Raw genomic sequence first — 25,581 nt, 5'->3', positions numbered from 1 at the left:
ATAAAATTTCGGTTCGGCTTTTTTTAAAAGGATTTCTCTATAGTAAATTTTTGGTTAAAGTTGGAGCAAATAACATTCGTGTTCCTACTCTGTGTTATAAGTTGCCGGATACTTGCTAAATGAGACATTAAAACTACTGGAACTATAAAGCAGGGTAACCAAACAAACGGGAAATACAACAAAGCAATATTTGGCTGGTCGAAGGCAAACTGCTGAAAAGGCGTTGGTACGGATAAAATAGCATTTACCACAATATTTAGTAAAAGCCCCAAACAAGCAAAATTCCAAATTAAAAGTAGTTTAGGAGATAAGTGGTGCTTCACAAAGCCAAAGTAATAAACAATTGGTGCCGTTATTCCGGATAGGATATCCAGGTTACGACCTTCAAACGTCATTAAATCAGGAACTACCTGGTGTAGCGCCAAACTAAAAAGAACCAACTCTACAGGTATTCTAACTACATGCAATAAGGTAAGCCATTTTAAATTTAAACCCTTCAAGAAATACCGGCCTTTTTGGGTTAAAAATAAAGTAATAATTAAAAACAAAGGCGGTAGTACCAGAAAGATAAATCGAGGTGGCAGGGAATGCGTATTGAAATAAAACTGCGAAATGCCCAGAATACTTTGAATACCAAGCCATAAAATTATTACAAGAATAATTGTTTTAGATTGGTTAGCAGCCCGATAAAAGAACCAAAGAGTAAGTGCCGTAGTGCATCCAAATAAAATACTAATGTAAGCAGGTAGATTTCCCATAGTGTTAATAATTAAGGTTTTAGAATAAAACAAAGGAAATGCTGTTGTAGGTTTTCTCTCTTGCCAAATGACAAGAAATCCATTTATTGCTTATTTTTTACATATTCTTTGCGAATGCGACTTAAAGAGGTATCTGTTAATCCCAGGTAAGAAGCAATGTGTTTTAAGGGGGCGTATTGAAAGATTTCCGGATTTGATGTAAGTATGTGCCCGTATCGTTCTTCGGCTGTTTCGGTAATGGTTGAAAGCATTCTGGTTTTAAGCTGGGTAAGGCCTTTTACCAGAATAGAGCGCCCAAACTCCCTGAATTCGGGTAAGGCGTGAAATAAATGATTTAATTGTTCGTAGGTAATAAACCAACCTGCGCAATCGGTTAAAGCCTGGATATTTTCTTTAGAGGCAGTTCGGTTAAAAAAAGAAGAAACTTCAAAAACAACCTGTGAGTTAGAATAAAAGCTAGTTGTTACATCAAGGCCGTTTGTGTCGTAGGCAAAAGCCCGCATAAAGCCTTTTTCCAGGAAAAGGTATTCGTTGCAAACCTGCTCCTGCTTTAAATAAAATTCATTTTTAGGAATAATTTTTTGCGTGAATTTACCAGCTATTTCGGTTGCCTTAGTTGTTGAAATAAGCTTATTACTCTGAAGAAATTGAATTAAGCCTTCCTGCTTCATTTAACGGAAATAGTAAATTAACCAAACCATCTACTTAAATTTTTAAACAACCAAAAAATATACAACTGACATTAAAATTTTTTACAGTTGCTGTAATCCAGTATGATTAGTAATAGGCGCCACGGGAGTACATAAGCTGTTGTCTGGTGCCTCAGTTCCTTTGTCGTTGGTTGTAATAAGCTAAACAAAGTAAGATACTAAAAGTACTAAATTCTTTTGAATGACACTTTCATCAGAAATAGCTTTATTTTCTTTATGTGCTTGCACCTGTATCTGCTACCAGTTACATATTTTAAAAATTTTATTTATACTGTTAAAATCAGACTTGTTCGTTAAGGTAAAAAGTCGAAAAACTACCTTTTGTTTTTAATTAAAATTAAAAAAGCAGGCTCAATGGCCTGCTTTTTTATAATTCTTGACTAGCTGCGAAAGCGTATTCGCTTACCTACTTTCACGGATAATTATTGGTAGTTTCTTCGGAGTAGGTTGGGTAACTAGGATCCTCTTCGAGGGTATCTAAATAACGGGCGGGCTTTTTGCGGCGGCTAATGGCAATAACTGCCATGCCAGCTAACGCTACTAAACCGGCCGTTACTAAAGCTTTAGGCACCACCGGATTAGTTACCGGGGGCGGCAATTTTACTACGCCCCGCTCATCGGTTACCGCAGGTTCGTTTACGTAACGGCCCGTAGTAGGCACTGCTAACTGATCGAAATAATGAACTAATTCATCGAGTTCAAATAACATGGTTTCACCTTGCATGGGCATACCATGTCCGCTAGCTACAGTTTCCGGGCGTAAATCAGCCAGTTTTTCTACCGAACTCCTGGCAGCTTCCCAATCGCTGGTATAATACGCGGGCGGTCCATGAATTTCTTTACGGTCGGTTACCACGGCAATCGCCGATTCGGGCTCTCGGGTACTAAAAGCATCGCCTACAATTAAAGTGCGGTCGCTGTCGCGGAACAAGGATACGTGGCCCGCCGTATGGCCAGGCGTGTGCAACCAACGCCAGCCGGGTAAACTTGGTACCGAGCCATCCGAAGGTAAAGCTTGTACCTGACCGGTTACATCAATAGGCTTTTTCGGATACAGCCAAGCCATATAAGCCATAGCTCCTCCGCCAACAGAAGAATCGGGGGGAGGATACGAGGACAAACCCGTTAAATAAGGCATTTCCAAAGGATGTGCATAAATAGGAACCTGCCACTCGGCGGCTAACTCCTTTAAAGCACCCACGTGGTCGAAGTGGCCGTGCGTTAAAATGATGGCAGAAGGTCGGGTTCCTTTCCCATACAAACCTTCGGCGATATGTTTAATTTTACCGGCTGAACCGTACAAACCGGCATCTACCAATACCCAGGAACCATCGGAATTGCTTACCAGAAACAGGTTCACGAACACAATTTTAACTCCGGTTACGCCAGGTGCTACCGGAAAATGATTTTTATCCTTTGTGGATAATTTACCTGTTGTTGTTTCCATAATATAAATTAAGATGATTAGCTGTCTTCCCGGCCGGCAATACTTTCTTCGTTTCCTTTGTCGTGAGTGCTGTTCTGGTCGCTGTCCGTCGATTTAGCACCCTGGCCACCCTGGCCGTGCTGGGAATAATCATTACCACCTTCTTCTTCGTGGTTTTTGGTGTTTATATTTTGTTGATCGGGAGCAGCAATAATTTCTTGATCATTATCAGATGATTTCTGTTCTTTATTTTCCATAGGTTAGGTTTTAAGGATGAAACAAAAACACCGGCAACAGTGCCGGAATTTTTCTTACGAACATTTACGCCTTAAGTCTATAAACCCGGTTAAAAAAGTGTAAGTAAGGTGGGTAAGAGCTGTTTTATAGACTCCAGCTAATTACTTTTTCTAAAAACGCTACTCTTTTACCGCAACCTGTTTTTACTTCAGCATGAATTAAAAAATAGCGCAGTTAATCTAAACTAGTCAGGTTGGGGGGTTTTAATTTTTGGTATCGTATTAATTTGATAAAGATTTTTTATACTTACAGAAAGATTATTTTTTCAAATTTTATGTTTCAGAAAGCAAAATTAGTGCTTTGTGGTTGGGCGATGCTAGCCTTATCCTTGCCAATTAGCGCTCAAAAAACGGGTTCATCTTCTAAACCAATAGAAAAAGTTACCCGTAAAGGCAGCGAATTAGTTATTCCCTTCGAAAAATACGTGTTACCCAATGGCCTTACCTTAGTAGTACACGAAGACCATTCCGACCCAATTGTGCACGTAGATGTAACTTACCACGTAGGCTCCGCGCGCGAAGAAGTAGGTAAATCTGGCTTTGCGCACTTTTTTGAACACATGATGTTCCAGGGCTCTGAACACGTAGCAGATGAGGAGCATTTTAAGTTAGTAAGCCAGGCCGGCGGTACCCTAAATGGTTCTACTAATAAAGATCGTACTAATTATTACGAAACTATTCCCAGTAACCAACTCGAAACGGCTTTGTGGCTGGAAGCCGACCGGATGGGCTTTTTGCTCGATGTAGTAACCCAGAAAAAATTTGAAATTCAACGCTCTACCGTTAAAAACGAGCGGGGCCAGAATTACGATAACCGCCCTTATGGCTTAGTAGGCGAAACTAATGCCCGTACTTTATATCCGTATGGTCACCCGTATTCGTGGTTAACCATTGGCTACATCGAAGACCTGAACCGGGTAAATGTTGACGACCTGAAGAACTTTTTCCTGCGCTGGTATGGCCCCAATAATGCCACCGTAACCGTGGGCGGCGACGTTAACCCCAAAGATGTGCTGAAAATGGTAGAGAAATATTTTGGCTCTATTCCGCGCGGTCCGGAAGTTAAAAACATGAAATTAGCCGCAGTTACTTTACCGCAAGACCGTTATGTTTCTTACGAAGACAATGTTCGTTTTCCGCTTTTGCAAATGGTATTTCCAACCGTACCTAACCGCCACCCAGATGAAGCGCCATTGGATTGTTTAGCTGAAATTTTAGGCGGTGGTAAAAACTCTATTTTGTATAAAAATTTAATAAAAGCACAGAAAGCAATACAAGCAAGTGCCTCCCATCCGGCTTTTGAACTTGCCGGCGAATTTACCATCCAGGTACGGCCATTTCCGGGCCAGACTTTAGCCGACATGGAGAAAATTGTGCGGGCTTCTCTAAGTGAGTTTGAGAAAGCCGGCGTTACTGACGATGCTATAGCCCGCTTTAAAGCTAAATACGAATCGAATATTATTAACAGTCTGGAGAGTGTAGCGGGTAAGGTGACGCAATTAGCGTCCTATCAAACTTATACCGGAAGTCCTAATTACTTGCCTACCGACTACAAAGTACACATGGCCGTAACCAAAGCCGATGTAATGCGGGTGTACAACCAGTATATTAAGAACAAACATGCCGTAATTTTAAGTGTAGTTCCCAAAGGGCAATCGCAGGCTGTAGCCAAACCCGATAATTTTAAACCTACTACAGATGGTTATAAAGCACCGGCTAACCAATACGCGGGCCTTAAATACGTAAAACCGAAAGATAATTTCGACCGGAGCCAGCGGCCCGGAGCTGGTAAAAACCCGGTAGTAAATGTGCCTCCTTTTTACCGCGATAACTTGCCGAACGGGATAAAAATAATTGGTACCGAAAACAAAGAGGTTCCAATGGCTACGCTTTTATTCAGCGTGCAGGGTGGGCATAAGTTATCGGCTAAAGATCCTTCGCGGGCGGGTATTGCCTCATTAACGGCGGCGATGCTCAACGAATCTACCGAGAAATATACGGCCGAAGACCTCAATAGCGAGCTCGAAAAATTAGGCAGTAGTATTTTTATTTCGGGTGGAACGGAGGCTATTAACGTTTCGGTTGAATCGCAGGTAAAAAATTTAGATGCTACTTTAGCTTTACTCGAGGAAAGAATGCTGCGCCCGCGGTTTGATGTAACGGATTTTGAGCGATTGAAGAAACAACGTTTAGAGGCGATTGCCAATCAGGCTACCCAGCCTACCGTTATTGCCGATAACGTGTACAATAAATTGCTTTACGGCGAAGGCAACATTCTAGCGGTGCCTTCCATTGGTACTACTGCTACCGTAACCAATATTACCCTAGACGATATTAAGAAGTTCTACCGAGAAAATTTCTCGCCTTCGGTTACGAACCTGGTAATTGTAGGGGATATTAAGCAGCAAGATGTTATGTCCAAGCTGGCATTTCTAGATAGATGGACCGCTAAAACAGTTACCATGCCGGTTTTACCTCCCATGCCTTCCGTAGATAAATCCAAAATTTACCTGGTAGATAAAGAAAAAGCGGCCCAATCTGAAATTAGAATTGGTTATTTGGCCTTGCCTTTTGATGCCACCGGCGATTATTACAAATCGGGGTTAATGAACTATACGCTGGGTGGTAATTTTAACAGCCGGATTAATTTAAATCTGCGCGAAGCAAAAGGCTATACCTACGGGGCTCGTTCGGCTTTTTCGGGTACCGAGTTGGTAGGGCCATTTACCGCCCAAGCCGGTGTACGTGCCAACGTATCGGATAGCGCAGTAGTGGAGTTTCTGAAAGAAATAAAAGCTTTCCGCAACGAAGGAATTAAAGACGATGAATTAACTTTCCTGAAAAGCTCGGTAGGGCAGCGGGATGCTTTAAAATACGAAACCCCTTATCAGAAAGCCATTTTCCTGAATAATATTATTAAATACAACCTGGAAGCCGACTTTGTGAAAAAGCAAAACGAAATTTTACAGAACATCACCAAAGAAGAAATTAATGCTTTGGCTAAGAAAAATCTGCCACTGGAAAAAATGAATATTATGCTGGTAGGCGATAAAGCTTTAATAAAACCCGGTCTCGAAAAATTAGGCTACGAAGTAGTAGAACTGGACACCGAAGGTAATCAGGTGAAACAAACGGCTACTCCCGAAGCTCCGGTAACACCAGCTACACCCGCACCTACCAAAAAAAGTAAAAAAACTCCGGCCAAACCCCGTAAATCGGTTCCGGAAATCCGGACATCGTAATTCTATTAAAAAAATTAAGTTTAAAAGCCCTTGCCGCAGCAAGGGCTTTTTGCTTTGTATCAGTACCTCAACAAAATTAGCTTAAACTTTGGTTTTAGTAAATTTCTGATAATTGGGAGTTTATTAAACTAACAACGAACAACTAATATCGAACAAATACTTATGTTTTTATATTTGCGGCTTCTTTCAAAAACTATGAAAAAAGAACTTGCCCTGGATAACTGGAACCGTAAAGAACATTTTCAGTTTTTTTCTCGCTTTGAGGAGCCTTTCTTTGGTTTGGTAGTGAACATGGACTGCGCGAAGGCCTACAAAAAAGCCAAAGCCGAAAATCTGCCTTTTTATTTGTATTACTTATACCTGTCGTTAAAGGCGGTGAATGAAATGGAGTCTTTCCGGTACCGGATTGAGGAAGATAAAGTAATTTGCTACGATACCATTCATGCTTCTCCTACGGTTTTGCGCGACGATAAAACTTTTGGATTTGCTTTTTTGCCCTATCAACCTACGTTTGGCGAATTTTTAACATTCGCCAACCAAGCCATCCAAATTGTAAAAGCCACTAGTGGTTTATGCTTAACCGATAATACGGGCCGGGTAGATGTGATTCATTTTTCTTCTATTCCCTGGGTTAGTTTTACGGGTCTAACGCACGCCCGCAGTTTTACGTTTAAAGATAGTGTACCCAAAATTTCTTTTGGTAAATACTTTTGGGAGCAAGATAAACTTTGGTTGCCGGTTTCCATTACGGTGCATCATGGTTTAATGGATGGTTACCACGTAGGCGAATACCTGACTACTTTTCAAGAATTGTTAAATCAAGCATAATGGAAAAGAACGAATCAAGAGATATAAAAGTAATTGCTTTTGATGCCGATGATACGCTTTGGGTAAATGAACCTATTTTTACTTTTACCCAGGAGCGGTTTATGGAAGTGCTGGCGCCTTACGTAGATTCAAAAATCCTTGAAGCTAAATTGTACGAAATTGAAATCCGCAACTTAAGCCTTTTTGGTTACGGCATAAAAGGTTTTATTTTATCTATGATCGAAACGGCCATTGAGCTTACCGCAGGTAAAATTTCCGGCCACGAAGTGCAGCAAATTATTAATCTGGGTAAAGTAATGCTGGATCATCCGGTAGAAGTTTTACCAAACGTGCAAGAAACCCTGGAAGTACTACAGGATAAATACACCCTTATTCTTATTACTAAAGGCGATTTATTTGACCAGGAAAGCAAAATTGCCCGTTCCGGCTTAGGCGATTATTTTAGTAAATTAGAAATTCTGAGTGAGAAAAACGAAGAGGCCTACCGGCGTATATTAAAACGAAATACTATTGCAGTAGAAGAATTTCTGATGGTCGGTAATTCTTTAAAATCGGATGTGCTACCCGTTTGTAACTTAGGAGCGCGCGCCATTTATATTCCATTTCATACAACTTGGGTGCACGAGCAGGTAAATTTAAATGAGGACCACCTCCTAACTTACATAGAACTGCCCGATATTAGTTTGCTACCCAAATACTTGAATGTATAATTTCGTTTAAACTATTAAAAAATAGAAAGTTAAACTTACGAACGGTTATTAGCGGAGGGTTGGCCTTCAGTTAACTCAAAATCAAATTTCAAGGCCATTAAGCGCAGTTGTTCTTTAATCTTTTTTAAGTTTTTACGGCGGCTAATAATTCTTAAATCAATCAGATGGTTTTCTCCGTTTTTATAATTTAACCGCAAAGACAGCGGAGCAATATGCAGGTGAGTTACATCCTCGAAAGAATAAACCGATTTAGGCCGAAAATGACCCCGTTTTAAAACAATATAGGCCGGGGTAATTTCAAAATAAGATTGAGTGCCAAAAATCGGAGTGTTCTGGGACAGAATATAAATTAAATAACCAATGGCAAAAATTAAGAAAACGTAATTTACGAAGTGGCTGTCGTTGGTAGGGTTATCGGTGAAAAGAAAGAAAATGGCGTAAATTAGTAAAAAAAACGCCAATGCTAACTGTACTCCAAACGAAACCCGGGCATTCCGGGATGGCCGCAGGCCGACGCGTACCAGTGATTTCATAGACAAAGATTTGGTAATAATGATTTAGTAAGTAAAAGCATAGCGGCCAGGTTTTGGCCGCTAACTGCTAATTTACGCATTTTTAAGCGATGCCTGCAAGGTAATTTCGGGCACGCCCCCTAAGGCCTGCGAAACTGGGCAGCCTTTTTTAGCGGTTTGGGCGTGTTGTTGTAAATCTTCTTCACTCAGACCAGCTACCTGTACTTCAGTGGTAACATCAATCCGGTCAATAAACGGACCTTCGCCTTTGCGGCCTAAATGCACTTTAGCCGAAGTGCGGATGCTATCGGCCGGATGGCCGGCTTGTTCGAGTAAACTGCTCAGAAACATGGAGTAACAGCTTGCTAAAGCCGCCCCAATTAATTCTTCCGGGTTGGTACCGTTCGGATCGTTTTCGAAGCGGGTACGAAAAGTATAAGCAGTATTTAATGCGCCGCTTTCGGTAGATACGGTGCCATTACCGTTTTTTAAACCGCCGTTCCAGACAGCGTTTCCTGTTGTAAATGCCATTGTTTTAAGTTTAGATCTTTCGAATGCTTGAATACGCGATTTAAGTAAAATAAGATAAGAAAACAATGCAGAGATAAGATGGTTTTGTTTTGGTAACAAGTTTTGAGTAAAAGATGAATGCCTTGAAGGATACCTTTCTCTTTCGCAAAAACTATCTATGAACATCACAACTAATAGCGAATATACCTACCTTTACTAACCGCAAAGTGTTTAATAGTAAAATATGGGGATAAAAGCTGCTTTAAGTAAACCATTTGCTGCCTACGTACATCAGCGTAACCAAGCCTGGATGCAGCAACCCGTCCAAACGCAGCAAAAAGTATTTACTTCCTTAATTCAAAAAGGAACTTCTACAGCATTCGGCCGGGACCACGGGTTTAAAGATATTCGCAATCACTCGGATTTTACCCAGGCCGTACCTATACGCGACTACGAAGGTTTAAAGCCCTATTTTGAAAAAGTAAAAAAAGGGGAGCCCAACGTACTATGGCCGGGTAAACCTATTTACTTTGCTAAAACGTCGGGCACTACGTCGGGCACTAAATATATTCCTATTACCGCTGATTCTATCTCGAACCACATTAACGGCGCGCGCAATGCTTTGTTAGCCTACGTGCACCAAACGGGTAAATCTGCTTTTTTAGACGGTAAACTTATTTTTTTATCGGGTAGCCCAGAATTAGACGAAGTAAGCGGCATTAAAACTGGGCGATTATCCGGTATTGCCAATCACCATGTACCAGCTTATCTGCGGCGCAACCAACTGCCCAGTTATCAAACCAACTGCATCGACGATTGGGAAGAAAAATTAGAGGCTATTATTACCGAAACCCTGCATCAACCCATGACTCTTATTTCGGGTATTCCGCCCTGGGTACAAATGTATTTCGACCGGATTACGACTAAAACTGGGAAAAAGATAAAAGATGTATTTCCGGATTTCTCACTGTTTGTTTACGGGGGCGTAAACTTTGAACCGTACCGGGCCAAACTGTTCGAGAGCATTGGTAAACCCGTCGATTCCATAGAATTATTTCCGGCTTCCGAAGGCTTTTTTGCTTACCAGGACGAGCAGGAAGATCCGGGTTTATTGTTGTTATTAAATAGCGGCATTTTTTACGAGTTTATTCCGGTAAATGAGTATTACAACGAAAAGCCGCGCCGGTTGCAGATTGAAGAAGTAGAAGTAGGGGAGAATTATGCGTTGGTTATTAGCAGCAATGCGGGCTTGTGGGCCTACTCTATTGGAGATACGGTTAAGTTTACTTCTACCAGCCCGTATAAAGTAGTAGTAAGCGGCCGCATTAAACATTTTATTTCGGCGTTTGGAGAACACGTTATCAGCGAAGAAGTAGAAAAAGCCATGCGCCAAACCATGCAATTATTTCCGGAAGTAGAAGTAATTGAGTTTACCGTAGCACCTTTCGTGAGTCAATCAGCAGGACAATCCTACCACGAGTGGCTGGTAGCTTTTGGGCAACCGCCGCAAGATGAAATGGCTTTTCGACAAGAATTAGATCAACAATTGAGGCAGCTAAACGTGTACTACGACGATTTAATTACTGGTAATATATTAGCCCCATTAAAACTGACCCCGCTTTTACCCGACGCTTTTCAACAATACATGAAATCACAGGGTAAGTTAGGCGGACAAAACAAAGTACCTCGCTTAAGTAACGACCGGATTATTGCCGACGCTTTACTGGAGTTAAAAGTTAAAAGTTAGGAATTATAAGTTTACTAAGAATTGCTAAAATATTAATTTACTAAATTAACAAAATTGAAATTGCCTGTGTAATTGTTGGTTATTAGTTGTCGTTGTTAGGTTGGTAAATTTATGATAAGCAACAACTTATCATAAATAATAATCTCCAGTAATTTCGTTGAAGTGCTTATTTAATAAAAATTTAATAAAAATAGGCCGGGTGTCTAATAGCTTGATACTTGTGTCTTATTATTTACTAAAGAAGAGATAATAACTTGAAGAAAAGAATTGCCCTTTTAGGTTCTACCGGTTCCATTGGTACGCAGGCGTTAGAGGTTATTCAATCGCAACCCGATGCTTTTGAAGTAGAAGTACTTACGGCTAATTACAACGCCGATTTGCTTATACAGCAAGCATTAGCGGTGAAACCCAACGTGGTAGTAATTTGCCGCGAAGAGTTGTACGATAAAGTTTTTGATGCCCTCGACTCACACCACATAAAAGTTTACGCGGGTAAAAATGCCTTAAACAGCGTGGTGCAAATGGAAACCGTTGATCTGGTATTAACGGCAATGGTAGGGTATTCGGGTTTAGAACCAACCATTAAAGCCATTGAAGCCGGTAAAAATATTGCGCTGGCCAATAAAGAAACCTTGGTGGTAGCCGGGCAATTAATTACAGAATTAGCCCGCGATAAAGGCGTTAGTATTTACCCAGTAGACTCCGAACACAGCGCTATTTTTCAGTGTTTAACCGGTGAATTTCATAATCCAATCGAAAAAGTAATTTTAACTGCTTCAGGTGGCCCTTTCCGGGGCAAAGACCGTCAATACTTGAGTTCCGTAACCAGGGAACAGGCATTAAAGCATCCTAACTGGGAGATGGGGGCTAAAATTACTATTGATTCGGCCTCGCTCATGAACAAAGGCCTGGAAGTAATTGAAGCTAAATGGTTGTTTGATTTAACAAATAGCCAGATCGAGGTAATTGTTCATCCGCAATCCATTGTGCATTCGCTGGTACAATTTAAAGACGGTTCTTTAAAAGCGCAACTAGGTTTGCCCGACATGAAATTACCTATTCAATACGCCTTAAGTTATCCGTACAGACTAAAAAACAGCTTTCCGCGTTTTAGCTTCATGGATTATCCGCAGCTTACTTTTGAGAAGCCCGATTTAGAGACGTTCCGTAACCTGGCCCTGGCATTTTCGGCAATGGAGCGGGGCGGTAACGCACCCTGCATCTTGAATGCCGCTAACGAAGTTGTAGTGAATGCTTTTCTGCACAATAAGATAGGTTTTTTGCAGATGTCGGACATAATCGAAAGCTGTCTGGCAAAAGTTGCGTATATTGCCGGACCGGCACTTTCCGATTACATTGCCACCGACCAGGAAACCAGGCGGGTAGCTCAGGAATTTATAAAAGAATAACTAATTTCTGTGGTAATCTGAGTGCAGGTAGTAAAGAATAAATAGAAAAATCTATTTCTGATTTTTAACTCTAAATTTTAAATTTTTATTTTTTTAATGGAAGCATTAATAATGGTGGGTCAGTTAATTCTAGGCCTAACAATTTTAGTTGGATTACACGAATTAGGACATATGCTATCAGCCAAGTGGTTTGGCATGCGCGTTGAAAAATACGCCATTGGATTTCCGCCTAAAATACTCAGTAAGCAAATTGGCGAAACGGAATACATGATTGGAGCAGTACCACTCGGCGGATTTGTTAAAATTTCCGGAATGATTGATGAGTCGATGGATACGGCTACTATGGCCGAACCTCCTAAACCTTACGAATTCCGTTCTAAGCCCGCTTGGCAGCGCCTGATTGTAATGATGGGTGGAATTATCGTGAACGTTATCACTGGTATTTTTATATTCATTTTTCTTATTTATATCTATGGAGAAAGTTATCTGTCAATCTCAGAAGCCAAATACGGGATTGTAGTGAACGAAGATGGCCGGAAAATGGGATTAAGAGATGGCGATAAAATAGTAAAAGTAAATGGTAAGACAATTAAGGAGTTCGAAGAAATATATGATATAGATGCTTTAATGGGTTCTAACAGTTATTATACTGTTAATCGCAATGGTCAGTTAGTAGATGTTAAAATACCGGCTAACTTAATTGAAACTATATCTGCCCCTAAAAATAAGCAGAGACAACAACGCTTTGCTGAACCCAGAATACCTTTTACAGTAGCAAGGGTGGAGAAAAACACGGCAGCCGCCAAAGCTAAATTACAGCCCGGAGACCGGATTGTTCAAATAGATAATCAGCCTATTCACTATTTCCATGAACTACAAGCTGCTTTAGCCGCGAGAGCAGAAAAACCGGTTACTTTAGGAATTCAGCGGGGAAATCAGTTTTTAACTGCTAAAACTACAATTGAAAAAGAGGGTACTTTGGGCTTTTACCCGAACATTCTTATAAATTATAACACGCGCTATTTTTCATTTTTAAACTCTATTCCCAAAGGTACGGAGCAGGCATTTTCTGTGTTAGTGACCCACATGAAAGGCCTTAAAAAATTAGTTTCCGGCGAAATGTCGTCAAAGTCTTTAGGTGGCCCGATAATGATTGCCCAAACCTATGGCAGTACTTTTGATTGGTTTAAGTTTTGGACTTTAACGGGTGTATTATCCATTATTCTGGCTTTCATGAATTTTCTGCCCATTCCGGCCTTAGATGGTGGTCATGTTATGTTCCTAACTTACGAAATGGTAACCGGGCAAAAACCATCAGATAAATTTTTAGAAAAAGCGCAATTAGTGGGTATGGTTCTATTAATTGGCTTAATGATATTTGCCTTTGGTAATGATATTTATTACCGGTTGTTGCCGGATTCATTAGTAAAATAAGGATGATAAAACGATTGGTTGGGTGGATTGGGTTGGTTTTCTGGCTATTGTTAAGCAATAGTTTCTCTGGCTGGGCACAAACTACTCTTCCTCCCGATACCAATGTTTTTAGTAAAAAAGAAAAGCTGGAATCGATTAAAAATGTGCACCAGGTACAACCCGGTGATACGTATTACAGCTTATCTAAAAAATACCAGATCCCGGTAGATTCTTTAATAAAATGGAATGGCTCAGATCTGCCAATTGGTAAACTTATCCGGATTGCCGCTGAATCATTAGCAATAAACACTACGGATCTGGATACCTTAATCCAGGTAGCTCCGCCATCTGAAAAAGTTATACCGGAACAAAGACCTAGTCATTCACCTGAGATTTCTGGGCAAGCGGTAGAAAAATCAACCACTACTCAATCGGCGTACGAAGAACCGGAAGAAGGGGCGGGTTCGGATAAAATGATGCAACGGGTATTGGTAATTCCGTTTGATCCTTACTTGTATTTTTCGGATGCCGACGAAGATATTGCCCGACAATCGGATTTGCCTAAGCAAAATATCCGGTATATTTTCCGCTCCCGCCTGAATGCTTTTCTGGACCCAAACGGTTTTGAAATAATTAATTTACTCGACGGAAATCATTCACCTACCTCCGAAGAATTAAAAAATGCTTATAAATCTTTGGCTTACAGCTATCAGGATGTTACTACCTCACGCTTTCATCTCGTACCCCGAAAACAAAAATCTTTTTTTAGCGGCCCCGAATCCTGGTTCCGGAAGCAAAAGGAGAAAGCTGGTTTAGCAAGCCCAAGCCCCGAGGAGGCGAGTGTGGCGGCCGAAGGCGAAAAGTATTACGGGGTAAAAGTAAAATCGCCGGATTTTTACCGACACTTTAACCAACGTTATAACCTGGATTATTACATTTTCATAAACCAGTTCGAAATTCACACGGATTACACGAATTGCATCGACCGAACCACTCAAAATTTTATTCGTGAATTTCTAGTTCATTATACCATCTTCGATTCTCAAGGTGAGCTAATTGCGGGCAATAAAGTAAAAATACCGTACGTCTCAAATGTGAATGAAATTAATAAAATTGTGCGGGACAATCTAAGCAAAATCGCGCAGCGCATTCTGGCCGATTTACCTAATCCGCAAGTTCCAAGTTCTGAGGCCGCTCAGAATTAGAAAGAGCTTATATAAGCCAGATTAAAAATTTGTACACACAAAAAATTAAAGAGTAAAATTTACTCCTTTAGGTTGGCGGGTTCTGGTTTTATTAACTTAAATTCTACGCGGCGGTTAATGCGGCGATCTTCTTCAGTTATTTCTTCGCGTAATTGTTCCGAACTGCCGTAGCCCCACGCCTCAATGCGGCCTTCGGGGATTTTGCCTTTTTGCTCAATGTATTTTTTTATAGAATCAGCCCTTTTTTGCGAAAGTTCGGTATTAAAGTCAACATCCCCGCTGCTATCGGTGTGGCCGCCAATTTTAAGTTTAAACGTTGGGTGATCGGCCATAAATAAAACAATCCGGTCAAGAATAGGCTCCATAACAGGTTTTATATTGGATCTTCCTTCGTCGAATTCAATATTTTTGAAAATGAGCGGTATTTTATAATCAATAGCCGTAGTCATAATCTTAAAAATAGTATCCTGCTTTAAGTCAATCTCTTTCTCTACGCTAAAAAAATCCGGGCTTTGAATTAAAAGCATATAGCGGCTTTGGTCGATTAAATCAAAATCAAAGGAGCCGTCTTTCCGGATGTACTTAGAAGCTACTTCAATGCCGCTGGTAAGATCAATAACCGATACAATGCCGGTCAGGGGTTTATTCGTAACAGAATCTAGTAAGGTGCCTTCGAGTCGGGTTACGGCCAGCGGATGTGCTTCCATGGGCAAGGGAAAGGAAAACAAATCCAAGTTTTTTAAATCATTTTCCTCAGAACGGGCATAATACAAATTTTCCGATTTACCGTCGATGGTAAAGTAATATTCGCTGCCTTTGCCGTTTACGAGCGGGCCAATGTTACGCGGTTCTTGCCAGCGCCCGTTAACGCGGTAAGTTTTATAAATATCGTAGTCGCCGTTGTTGAGTAATTGCCCCCTCGAACTAAAATAAAGTACCTGGTATTTAGGATGAAAGAACGGACTTACCTCGTTTTCGCGGGTGTTTATTACCGGGCCCATGTTCTGGGCGGGTGCCCAGCGGCCATTTTTTTGTTTAAAAGTAAAGTAAATATCAGAAGTGCCAAAACCACCCAAACGGTCGGAGGCAAAGTACAAGGTATCTTCGTTCTGCGAAAGGGCAGGTTGCGAATCCCAGGAAGGACTATTTACCTGTAAACCCAAGTTTTTAATGTTGCCCCAGGTACCGTTTTTCATTTTTTTAGCCGTGTATAAATCACAGTTGCCAAAAGAGTCGGGGCAGTCGCAACGGGCAAAATACAAAGTTTGGCCATCTTTGCTGAGGCAAGCAGAGCCCTCGTTGTATACGCTATTAATGGGTTTCCCAAACGACTTAGCCTGGTTCCAGGTGCCATTATTATTTTCGGCGTAAAATAAATCTTCGTTGTATCCCGAGTTAATGGAAGGCCCGCGGTTGCGACGCGAAGTAAAAATTAAACGTTCGGTATTGGCGTTTATAGTAGGGCCGTAGTCTTCGTACTTAGAGTTAATATCCGGCCCCATGTTAGTGTATACTCCTTTGGGGGGTTGAAAAGTATTAACAGCTTTCCGGTATTCTACGAGTTCGTAATAATAATTTAATGGTACGTAAAACGATTTCGTTTTTGCTTCCAGGGAGTCGTAGTATAGCTTAACTTTTTCAATATCAGAGCGATGGTGTTTTATAGCAAGGCGGTAATAACCTTTCGCGTGCGCCATATCGTTTTTACGCTCATATAATTGAGCCAGACGCCAAAGCATGGGTGTATTCCGGTAAAAATTCTCAATTCCGAAATTATTTACGTATTCCTGCAGTAGAGGCAAGGCTTTATTGTAGTCGCGCCGACGTTCCAACCGGTTTATTTCTCTAAGTTTACCCCGGTCTTGGTAGTACGGAATTTTATTGATATTCGGGAAATCAATAGCTACTTCGGCTTTTGGCTGCCCTTGATGCTGAATACTGTCGTTTACTACTTTTCTTTTAAGCGAAAGTTTAGTCTGCGCTTTTAGTGGTTCCAGAGTGTTAAAAAGTAAGGCTAAAAATAAGCTAACTAAAAGAAAACGACGCATACAACCAAATCAGCATTATCCGAGAGGATATTCGACAATTCAAATATACCTTAAAATATTTCAAAACTGCAAGAACTACAATAAATCAGGCACTTATTCCAAGAAAAGGCTTCTTTACACTTTCTAAATAATACAATTTAATTTATCTGATTAACATTTTTACCAATAGTAAGAGTACCCGTACTGACTATATTTAAATTTAATTTTACTTCTCCTTATTTAAAATTTTTTTCGTTTAAATAAAATATACCGGTTAATCTTGGTTTTAAATTAACTAAATACAGAAAAGGCCAATTGAAAATACTTTTTATCTGAAGTTTTGAAAAATGGCAGCGCTTGTATTGGCATAGGAGTTGACAAATACTTATATTGATTAAAAATAACGAATTACTTCGCCAGCCGCTGTCAATTTGGCGCGGCCCTGTACGCTATGAACTATAACTCCGCTACTATTCTTCAGCAATTGTTTCTCACCGATTTAATGAGCGATGATAATGAAGAAATGATTTCCATTATTACCACTGAACCTGAAAACGGTGAATTTAACAATAAAAAAGTGCCTGAAGTATTACCCATATTACCTGTGCGTAATACCGTTTTATTTCCGGGAGTGGTATTGCCCATTACAGTCACCCGTAAAAAATCAATCCGGCTGGTGCGGAAAGCCTACCGGAGTAACAAAATTGTGGGCGTGATAGCTCAAAAGAATACCAACAGCGATGATCCTACGCGCGATGATTTATATACCGTAGGTACCATGGCTAAAATCTTAAAAATGCTGGTGTTGCCCGATGGTAACACTACCATTATTATTCAAGGACAAACACGTTTTCAAATCCAGGAGGTAATTCAGGAATTGCCTTTTTTAACGGCTAAAGTAAGTTACTGTCCCGAATCTTTTCCGGCTAAGCCCAGCAAAGAAGTAAAAGCTTTGGTGCAATCGTTAAAAGATGCCGCCGCTAAAATGCTGAAACTCAATCCAGAAATTCCGCAGGAGGCGCAGGTAGCTTTAGATAATATTGATTCTCCCAGTTTTTTAACGCATTTCCTGTCGTCGAACATAAACGTAGAAGTGCAGCAAAAACAATCGTTGCTCGAAATTAACGATGGGGTAGAGCGCGGCACTACCTTGCTGCAACTCATGCTACGCGAGATACAACTACTGGAAATTAAGCACGAAATTCATACAAAGGTACACACCGATATTGACCAGCAGCAACGCGATTATTTTCTGCGCCAGCAAATAAAAGTACTGCAAGACGAACTCGGGTTTGATGGTCCGGATCAGGAAATTGAACGTTTCCGGGAAGCCGCTAAAAAGAAAAAATGGCCGGAAGCAGTTGCCAAACATTTTCAGAAAGAAGTAGAAAAATTAGCGCGGCTAAACCCAGCTGCTGCTGAATATCCGGTTTCGGTTAATTACGTGGAATTTCTGCTGGATCTGCCCTGGGGCGAATACACGAAAGATAATTTTAATTTAAAGCGTACTAAAAAAATTCTGGACGCTGATCATTACGGTCTGGAGAAAGTAAAAGAACGCATTATTGAGTATTTAGCCGTTCTAAAACTCAAGAACGACATGAAAGCGCCTATTTTATGCTTGTATGGTCCTCCGGGAGTTGGGAAAACTTCGCTGGGGCGTTCCATAGCTAAATCGCTAGGTCGTAAATATGTCAGGATGTCATTGGGTGGCGTGCGCGACGAAGCCGAAATCCGGGGCCATCGGAAAACATACGTGGGCGCCATGCCAGGTAAAATTGTGAGCCAGATAAAGAAAATAGGGTCGGCTAACCCGGTAATTGTTCTCGACGAAATTGATAAAATTAGTTCTGATTTCCGCGGCGATCCTTCATCGGCTTTACTCGAAGTACTCGATCCGGAACAGAACAGTACGTTCGTGGATAATTACCTGGAAGTAGAGTACGATCTTTCTAAAGTATTATTCATTGCCACGGCTAATGCGCTGGATACCATTCAACCGGCATTGCGCGACCGTATGGAAATTATTGATATTACCGGATATACCATCGAGGAAAAAATAGAAATTGCTAAAAAACATTTGGTTCCGAAGCAAAAAGCCGAACACGGCCTGGAGCCCAAAGATGTAACTTTTTCAACGGCGGCCATTCAAAAAATTATTGAGGATTATACCCGGGAATCAGGTGTTCGAAGCTTAGAAAGAAAGATTGGTGCGGTTACCCGCAACATTGCCAAAGCTAAAGCCCTGGAAGAAGAATTTAAAAAAGTAATTGATCCCGCCGATGTGGTAAAGATTCTGGGACCAGAAATTTTTGATAAGGAAATGTACCAAGATAACGACACGGCTGGGGTAGTTACCGGCTTGGCCTGGACCTCGGTGGGCGGCGATATTTTATTTATTGAATCTATCCTGAGTAGGGGCAAAGGAAAATTAACTTTATCCGGTCAACTGGGCGATGTAATGAAAGAATCGGCTATTACGGCTCTTTCTTACTTAAAAGCGCATGCCTCCGATCTGGATATTGACTACCGGATTTTCGATCAGTACGATTTACATATTCACTTTCCGGAAGGCGCCGTGCCAAAAGATGGTCCATCGGCGGGTATTGCTATATTTACTTCTATTGCTTCGGTATTTACGCAACGCAAAATACGTTCGCACCTGGCCATGACCGGCGAAATTACTTTGCGGGGTAAAGTTTTACCGGTTGGTGGTATTAAAGAAAAAATACTGGCAGCTAAACGGGCAGGCATTAAAGATGTGATTCTATGCCAGAAAAACCGGAAAGATATTAACGAAATTCCGGCCGACTACATTAAGGATTTACAAATTCATTTTGTAGATAAAGCCTCGGAAGTGCTTAAAATTGCTTTGCTGAACGAGAAAGTAGAAAAACCGCTTCAGCTCGATGTTTCAGAAACAGTGTCACCTATTTCGGTTGTTGCTTAAAAAAGGAGAAATGGCCGAAATCTGGAGTGCATGCAATTAATAAAAGTAAAGGCCATTTTAATATTTTTTTTTCTGATAAATGCATTTAGAGCCGAGGCGCAGATTGGTGGCCGGCATACTTTTGATTTTTTAGATTTGCAAGCGGGTGCCCGGTTAGCGGCTCTGGGTGGGGTAAACCTTTCATCGCCGAGTTCAGATGCCACTATGATGCAGGCAAACCCGGCACTTTTGCAATCAGGAATGCAAAAGCACTTGGCCTTAAGTTACTCCGATTACCTGGCTGATATTTCTTTAAGCTCGGTGTTTTATGCTATAGACCATACGAAGTATGGCCAGTGGGGAGCAGGAGTGCAGTATTTAAGTTACGGTGATTTTACGCAAACCGACCCAACTGGTCAGGCAACTGGTACGTTTTCGGTGCACGATTACGTAGTAAGTGTAACCCATGCTTCGGTTATAAAGCCATTTACTTTAGGCGCTACCCTAAAATTTGCTTTATCGGGCATTGCCGAGTACAAGTCTTCGGCGGCTTTAATAGACCTAGGGGGCGTGTATAAACATTCGGATAAAGATTTTTACGTAGGTTTGGTGCTCAAAAATATTGGTTACCAAATAAAAACCTTTGCTGGCGGCCCGCGGGAAAGCATGCCCTTCGATGCGCAAATTGGTATGACCTACAAGCCCGAACACATGCCCTTGCAGTTTTCCATTACAGCCCACCACTTGCAGCAATTTGATATCAGCTACCAGGATACTACCCAAACCGGAAGTTTTAATTCCGGCTCCCAGCAGAAAACATTTGGCGATAAACTGGCCCGTCATTTTGTTGTTGGCGGGCAATTTATACTAAGTAAGAACTTTAGCGTTATGTTGGGATATAACCATTTGCGTAACCGGGAGTTGCGCCTGGAAACAAAAGCCGGCGGAGCAGGCTTTTCTTTAGGTACCGCTATACGAATAAAAGCGTTTGAGTTAGCTTTTACCCGGGCTTATTACCACGTAGCAGGAGCAAGCAATACATTAACGGTTGTTACGCAGGTTTCCCAGGTTTTTAGAAAAAAGTCGCGGGTATAATCGGGCTTATTTTTCTTTTAATCGTATGAAATTCTTTTTACTATTGTTTATAATCTGATAAAATTCAAATTTTTGCCCTTATAGGCAATCCATATTGATCTTAATATGCTAGATACCTCCCATTATTTAACGCCGGTTCAAATTGTAACCGAACTAGATAAATACATTATCGGGCAACATGATGCCAAGCGGAATGTTGCTATTGCTTTACGCAATCGCTGGCGCCGCATGCACGCTGACCCAGACATGCAAAACGAAATTGTACCCAATAATATATTAATGATTGGCGCTACCGGAGTAGGTAAAACTGAAATTGCCCGTCGGCTGGCCAGTATTGCCGATGCTCCTTTTACCAAAGTAGAAGCCTCTAAATTTACCGAAGTAGGTTACGTAGGCCGCGATGTGGAAAGTATGGTTCGTGATTTGGTAGAACAATCGGTGAATATGGTGAAAATGCGCCGCAAAGAAGAAGTAAAAGTGCAGGCTGCCCAGGTAGTAGAAGATATCATTCTGGATGCGTTAATTCCGCCTATTACCACTACACCAACCCCAACTAAACCTTACGCGGGCTTTGCTACGTCCGCTAATGAAGGTACAATGCCGGATAACGACCAGGAGCTAAATGAACGTACCCGCGAGAAGTTTAGGGTTAAAATCCGCAATGGGGAACTCGATGAGCGGAAAATTGAAATTAAAGTGCAGCAAAACAGTTCTACTGGAGTAGGGGTATTAGGTCCCGGCATCGACGAAGCTTCCATGATGAATATTCAGGAAATGATTAGCGGCATGATGCCCAAGAAAACCCGCAAACGGAAAGTAACGATTGCCGAAGCCCGTAAAATATTACTGGAAGAAGAAGCCGTGAAGCTGATCGACATGGACGAAGTAAAAGAAGAAGCCATTCGGAAAGCGGAAAATGCGGGGGTAATTTTTATTGATGAAATAGATAAAATTGCTTCGGCCAGTAACAAAGGCGGCGGTGGACCGGATGTAAGCCGCGAAGGAGTGCAACGCGATTTATTGCCTATTGTAGAAGGTAGTACCGTAAATACCAAGTACGGCGTAATTAAAACTGATCATATTTTGTTTGTGGCTGCCGGTGCTTTTCACGTTGCCAAACCATCCGATTTAATTCCGGAATTACAGGGCCGTTTTCCAATTCGGGTAGAATTGCAAAGTTTAACCAAAGAAGACTTTTACCGGATTCTTAAATTTCCTAAAAATGCTTTAACCAAGCAGTACGAAGCGTTGTTGCAAGCCGAAGACGTAGAACTTACTTTTTCCGACGATGCCTTGCACAAAATTGCCGAAATTGCTTTTGAAGTAAATGCCGAGGTAGAAAATATTGGCGCACGTCGGCTGCAAACGGTAGTGAGTCAACTACTCAACGAAATATTATTTGATGTGCCCGATAAAATCGGGGCGAATGCGCACATTCTGATTACCCCCGAAATGGTAGATGAGCGCTTGACCAACATGGTTAAAAACCGTGATCTAAGCCAGTATATTTTATAATATAAAATCGTATCAAAAAGTACCATAGATTTTGTTTGGTACTAAGGGTTTTCTTTGGAGCCTTGCAAAGACTCCAAAGAACAATATCAAAGTCTATTAGAGCAACTACTTCTTACTAATGGGTATAATTTAATTTTATTAAAAGACTAAAAAAAAGCCGCTGATGTATTCAGCGGCTTTTTCTTTAATGCAATAATTAAATTCTTTTATCAATTTACTATTTGAAGTGGATACACTCCAAGTTACTTTGCTTTTGCCCACTCGGCAATAACTTGCTCGTTCATCCGTACGTAATCGTCGTTTTTGGCGGCTTTAGCTAATTCTATGGATTTTTGGGCAGAGGCAGTAGCACCTTTAAAATCTTTGGCCCGGGCCTGGATTTTAGCTTGCGTGTGCATGTTCCAGAATTTTGGATCTTTTTCGTTGGCTTTTTTCATCCATTGTAAGGCCAAATTATTATCCTTGTTGTTTTCGTAGTAATAGCTGGCGGCGGCAGCGTACATATCAGCGCTCACGTTTTGACCATTAATTACCTGATCCTGAATTTGCTTCATTACTTTGCTTTCTACTTCGGTTACTACTTTAAATTTAACCGAGGTATTTTCCCACAGTAATTCCACGTTAGCGGTTGCCGGGGTTAAGTCAGAGAAATTAATAGTAAATGTTTCGGTTCTATTGGTCAGTCTTATAGGCTTTACAGTAAAACGAGTCACATCTTCAGTGGTTTTATACCCTTCGGTATTGCCGCCCAGAGTTAAATTTTTGTTTATTACTATTGTCCATTCATTTTCATTCGGAATGGTATAAAGAGCGTATTCACCGGCCGGTACTTTGTTGCCTTGTACCGTTACATCGTCTTTAAAAGTAATTTTAGTAGTTCCGTTGGCACCCGTCCGCCAAGCCTGCCCAAATGGCCGAATACCGCCAAAAACCTTACGTCCTCTGGCACTGGGACGGGAATATTCCACTGAAATAGTAGTAAGGCCAACTTTTTGAGTAACGGTGGCTAGCGGACTAGCTTGAGGAGTTTCTAATTGAGCAAAGGTAACACCGGTAGAAAGGAAAAAAGCTAAAATAACAGCTGCACTACCTGTAATAAATTTTTTCATATAAACAGTTTATTGGTTTGGTAAATAAATGCTATCCGTAAAAATAAGAAAAACCTACCATTCAACCGAAGTAATTTTAAAAAGGGTGGTTACCTAAATTAAAGATGACTAAAATTAAATACCCCGCTGCCTCTTTGCTAAATCGAAAAGAAACATCGGGGAATAAATTACTAAATAATTAGATGAATAATTAACTTAATTCAAACTGAAGCCGAAGCAAATTGGCGTATAAGCCGGCTTCGTTCAACGACAGTTCTTCGTGGGTACCTTGCTCGGCAATCTGACCGTTTTCAATTACTAAAATTTTATCGGCTTTCCGGATGGTTGATAAGCGGTGCGCAATAATAATGCTGGTGCGGCCTTTCATCAATTCGTCCATGGCTTGCTGTACCAATTTTTCCGACTCGGAATCTAAGGAACTAGTCGCTTCGTCGAGAATAAGAATGGCAGGGTTCTTTAAAATAGCCCGGGCAATAGCAACACGTTGCCGTTGACCTCCCGACAATTTAATACCGCGTTCGCCTACTACAGTTTCTAGTTTTTCAGGGAACGATTGTATAAACTGATAGGCATTTGCTTTTTTAGCTGCTTGTAAAATTTCTTCTTCGGTAGCATCGGGCTTGCCATAGGCAATATTTTCGCGGATGGTACCGCCAAATAATAATACCTCCTGCGGCACAATACCTATGTTGCGGCGTAACTCGGTTAAATTAATATGATTTATATCCTGTCCATCAATACAAATCTGACCACCTTTCAGGTTGTAAAACTTCATGAGCAAAGCTACAATGGTTGATTTTCCGGCTCCACTAGGTCCCACTAAAGCCACTTTTTCGCCGGACTGAATTTGAAAGGAAATATCTTTAAGCACCGCAATATCGGGCCGGGTAGGATAGGAGAAGGCAACCTGATCGTATTCAATGTTTCCGCTCACCTTTAAAGCAGTCCCTATCTGGTTAGTTAAATTAGTAGGTTCTTCTGGTTCGTCTAATATTTCTAATACCCGGTCGGCTGCGCCCAGAGAAGTTTGCACTCTACCGTACATATCGCCCAAACCACCTACCGAAGCGCCAATAAAAGTGGTATAAATAATAAATTGTACTAACTGCCCAATAGTTAATTCTCCGCTTTCTACGAGTGAGGCACCAAACCACAAAACCAGAATAATACCGCCAAAAAGGCCCACAATAATAAACGAAACAAAAGCACCCCGGAAGTAAGAAGCTTTTAAAGCATTCTTTACAGCATTAGATAAGGTACGGTTATAACGCCCAATTTCAAAAAGCTCGTTCGTAAAAGCTTTTACCACATTAATGGCTTGCAGCGTTTCTTCAACAATTACGTTGGTTTTACCAATTTCTTCCTGGGTAGCTTTTGCTAGCTTTTTAATCCTTTTTCCAAACACAAAAGCCAGTAATACTAATACCGGAAAAGTGCCCAGCATAAATAAGGACAATTTTACCGATGTAACCATAATAATGACTACTCCTACAATTAAAGTAACCAATTGCCGGAACAGCTCGGCCAGCGTAATAGAAAATGTATCCTGCAGTTGCGATACATCGGAGGTAATACGACTGGTAATTTCGCCAACTCGTTTCTGCTCGAAAAACGGAATAGGTAACACCACAAATTTAGCATATAACGACCGCCGAATGTCGGCTACGGCGTATTCGCTTACCTGGGCAAAAAAGTAAATCCGAAAGAAGGAAAATATTCCCTGCAATAAAATTACGCCGAATAAACCCAGAGCAATCAGGTTAATGTTTTTCAGGAAAGCAATACCTGTACCCGTAGCGGCTCCTGTTGCCGAATCTACGAGTTGGCCCGTGAGCGCCGGGAATACCATAAAGGTAGAACTCGATAAGGCCAGAAATATAAGCCCAATAATAAATTTAACTTTGTAAGGAAGGGTGTATCGAAAAATTCGAAGGCCTTTCTGAAAGTTTTCTTTGGTTAGTGGTTTTTTGCCGGAGGCTAAGTCGTCTGCACTAGTATTTCTTCCCCCGAATCCGCGTTTCGCCATTAAATAATGTTATGCTGGTAGTAGTGTTTTCTGATAAACACAAAGTAAGTATAAATCGTTTGCAAAGGTAGGTAATCTAAACCAGATAGCTGGTTTTAACCGTCGGAATTCCAA

Annotated in this window: 19 protein-coding genes; 10 read left to right on the top strand and 9 right to left on the bottom strand. The window is 41.1% G+C overall.

All coding sequences use genetic code 11. The features are described 5' to 3' along the window. Positions 1–23 precede the first annotated feature (23 nt). The 4 genes from HUW48_RS18240 to HUW48_RS18225 all read right to left on the bottom strand — a co-directional run bounded on the left by HUW48_RS18240 (position 24) and on the right by HUW48_RS18225 (position 3,151). Positions 24–758 (bottom strand): hypothetical protein, encoded by a 735-nt coding sequence (locus HUW48_RS18240; protein ID WP_246343540.1) that lies wholly within the window; start codon positions 756–758, stop codon positions 24–26. A gap of 83 nt (positions 759–841) precedes the next feature. Further along, the gene (locus HUW48_RS18235; protein WP_182412301.1) at positions 842–1,429 is read right to left on the bottom strand and encodes a Crp/Fnr family transcriptional regulator; all 588 of its coding nucleotides are present in this window, start codon (positions 1,427–1,429) and stop codon (positions 842–844) included. A gap of 451 nt (positions 1,430–1,880) precedes the next feature. After that, on the bottom strand, positions 1,881–2,915 hold the full coding sequence (locus HUW48_RS18230; RefSeq protein WP_182412300.1) for an MBL fold metallo-hydrolase: 1,035 nt from the start codon (positions 2,913–2,915) through the stop codon (positions 1,881–1,883). A gap of 17 nt (positions 2,916–2,932) precedes the next feature. Further along, positions 2,933–3,151 carry a hypothetical protein gene (locus HUW48_RS18225; protein WP_182412299.1) on the bottom strand — a complete coding sequence of 73 codons (219 nt, stop codon included), beginning with the start codon at positions 3,149–3,151 and terminating at the stop codon, positions 2,933–2,935. 314 nt (positions 3,152–3,465) lie between these two features. Between HUW48_RS18225 and HUW48_RS18220 the strand changes: the two genes are divergently transcribed. The 3 genes from HUW48_RS18220 to HUW48_RS18210 all read left to right on the top strand — a co-directional run bounded on the left by HUW48_RS18220 (position 3,466) and on the right by HUW48_RS18210 (position 7,970). Continuing rightward, entirely contained in the window at positions 3,466–6,432 is a 2,967-nt protein-coding gene (locus HUW48_RS18220) for a M16 family metallopeptidase (protein WP_394368416.1), read from the top strand. Positions 6,433–6,627: 195 nt separating this feature from the next. Then, positions 6,628–7,260 carry a chloramphenicol acetyltransferase gene (locus HUW48_RS18215; protein ID WP_182412298.1) on the top strand — a complete coding sequence of 211 codons (633 nt, stop codon included), beginning with the start codon at positions 6,628–6,630 and terminating at the stop codon, positions 7,258–7,260. Next, positions 7,260–7,970 (top strand): HAD family hydrolase, encoded by a 711-nt coding sequence (locus HUW48_RS18210; protein ID WP_182412297.1) that lies wholly within the window; start codon positions 7,260–7,262, stop codon positions 7,968–7,970. Before HUW48_RS18215 ends, HUW48_RS18210 begins: the two co-directional genes overlap by 1 nt. A gap of 35 nt (positions 7,971–8,005) precedes the next feature. On the opposite strand, the gene HUW48_RS18205 is transcribed toward HUW48_RS18210, so the two are convergent. Together HUW48_RS18205 and HUW48_RS18200 are read right to left on the bottom strand one after the other, a co-directional pair. Continuing rightward, positions 8,006–8,503, bottom strand: a complete 498-nt coding sequence (locus HUW48_RS18205) for a hypothetical protein (protein ID WP_182412296.1) — start codon at positions 8,501–8,503, stop codon at positions 8,006–8,008. Between the two features lie 72 nt (positions 8,504–8,575). Then, positions 8,576–9,013, bottom strand: coding sequence for an OsmC family protein (locus HUW48_RS18200; protein ID WP_182412295.1), 438 nt, complete (start codon positions 9,011–9,013; stop codon positions 8,576–8,578). Positions 9,014–9,236: 223 nt separating this feature from the next. Between HUW48_RS18200 and HUW48_RS18195 the strand changes: the two genes are divergently transcribed. The 4 genes from HUW48_RS18195 (at position 9,237) to HUW48_RS18180 (ending at position 14,766) form a co-directional block, all read left to right on the top strand. After that, entirely contained in the window at positions 9,237–10,739 is a 1,503-nt protein-coding gene (locus HUW48_RS18195) for a GH3 auxin-responsive promoter family protein (RefSeq protein WP_182412294.1), read from the top strand. 254 nt (positions 10,740–10,993) lie between these two features. Then, positions 10,994–12,148, top strand: coding sequence for a 1-deoxy-D-xylulose-5-phosphate reductoisomerase (locus HUW48_RS18190; protein ID WP_182412293.1), 1,155 nt, complete (start codon positions 10,994–10,996; stop codon positions 12,146–12,148). A gap of 96 nt (positions 12,149–12,244) precedes the next feature. Continuing rightward, positions 12,245–13,582 (top strand): RIP metalloprotease RseP, encoded by a 1,338-nt coding sequence (gene rseP, locus HUW48_RS18185; RefSeq protein ID WP_182412292.1) that lies wholly within the window; start codon positions 12,245–12,247, stop codon positions 13,580–13,582. A gap of 2 nt (positions 13,583–13,584) precedes the next feature. After that, on the top strand, positions 13,585–14,766 hold the full coding sequence (locus HUW48_RS18180) for a LysM peptidoglycan-binding domain-containing protein (RefSeq protein WP_182412291.1): 1,182 nt from the start codon (positions 13,585–13,587) through the stop codon (positions 14,764–14,766). A 59-nt stretch (positions 14,767–14,825) separates the two neighbouring features. Here the strand turns inward: HUW48_RS18180 and HUW48_RS18175 are convergent, their stop codons facing one another. Beyond that, a complete protein-coding gene (locus tag HUW48_RS18175; RefSeq protein WP_182412290.1) occupies positions 14,826–16,814 on the bottom strand; it encodes an OmpA family protein in 1,989 nt (662 codons plus the stop codon). Between the two features lie 430 nt (positions 16,815–17,244). On the opposite strand from HUW48_RS18175, the gene lon reads away from it, so the two are divergent. The 3 genes from lon to hslU all read left to right on the top strand — a co-directional run bounded on the left by lon (position 17,245) and on the right by hslU (position 22,332). After that, on the top strand, positions 17,245–19,743 hold the full coding sequence (gene lon / locus HUW48_RS18170; protein WP_246343538.1) for an endopeptidase La: 2,499 nt from the start codon (positions 17,245–17,247) through the stop codon (positions 19,741–19,743). A 30-nt stretch (positions 19,744–19,773) separates the two neighbouring features. Next, complete coding sequence (gene porQ / locus HUW48_RS18165) at positions 19,774–20,817, top strand: type IX secretion system protein PorQ (protein ID WP_182412289.1); 1,044 nt, start codon at positions 19,774–19,776, stop codon at positions 20,815–20,817. Between the two features lie 105 nt (positions 20,818–20,922). Beyond that, positions 20,923–22,332, top strand: coding sequence for an ATP-dependent protease ATPase subunit HslU (gene hslU / locus HUW48_RS18160; RefSeq protein ID WP_182412288.1), 1,410 nt, complete (start codon positions 20,923–20,925; stop codon positions 22,330–22,332). 242 nt (positions 22,333–22,574) lie between these two features. Here hslU and HUW48_RS18155 read toward each other — a convergent pair whose 3' ends face one another. Further along, a complete protein-coding gene (locus HUW48_RS18155; RefSeq protein WP_182412287.1) occupies positions 22,575–23,441 on the bottom strand; it encodes a DUF2911 domain-containing protein in 867 nt (288 codons plus the stop codon). A 190-nt stretch (positions 23,442–23,631) separates the two neighbouring features. After that, a complete protein-coding gene (locus HUW48_RS18150) occupies positions 23,632–25,467 on the bottom strand; it encodes an ABC transporter ATP-binding protein (protein WP_182412286.1) in 1,836 nt (611 codons plus the stop codon). Between the last annotated feature and the right edge of the window lie 114 nt (positions 25,468–25,581).

The sequence above is a fragment of the Adhaeribacter radiodurans genome, assembly GCF_014075995.1.
Classification (GTDB): Bacteria; Bacteroidota; Bacteroidia; order Cytophagales; family Hymenobacteraceae; genus Adhaeribacter; species Adhaeribacter radiodurans.
The sequence above is the reverse complement of the archived record's forward strand: the minus strand, read 5'-3'. Positions and strand labels throughout refer to the sequence as shown.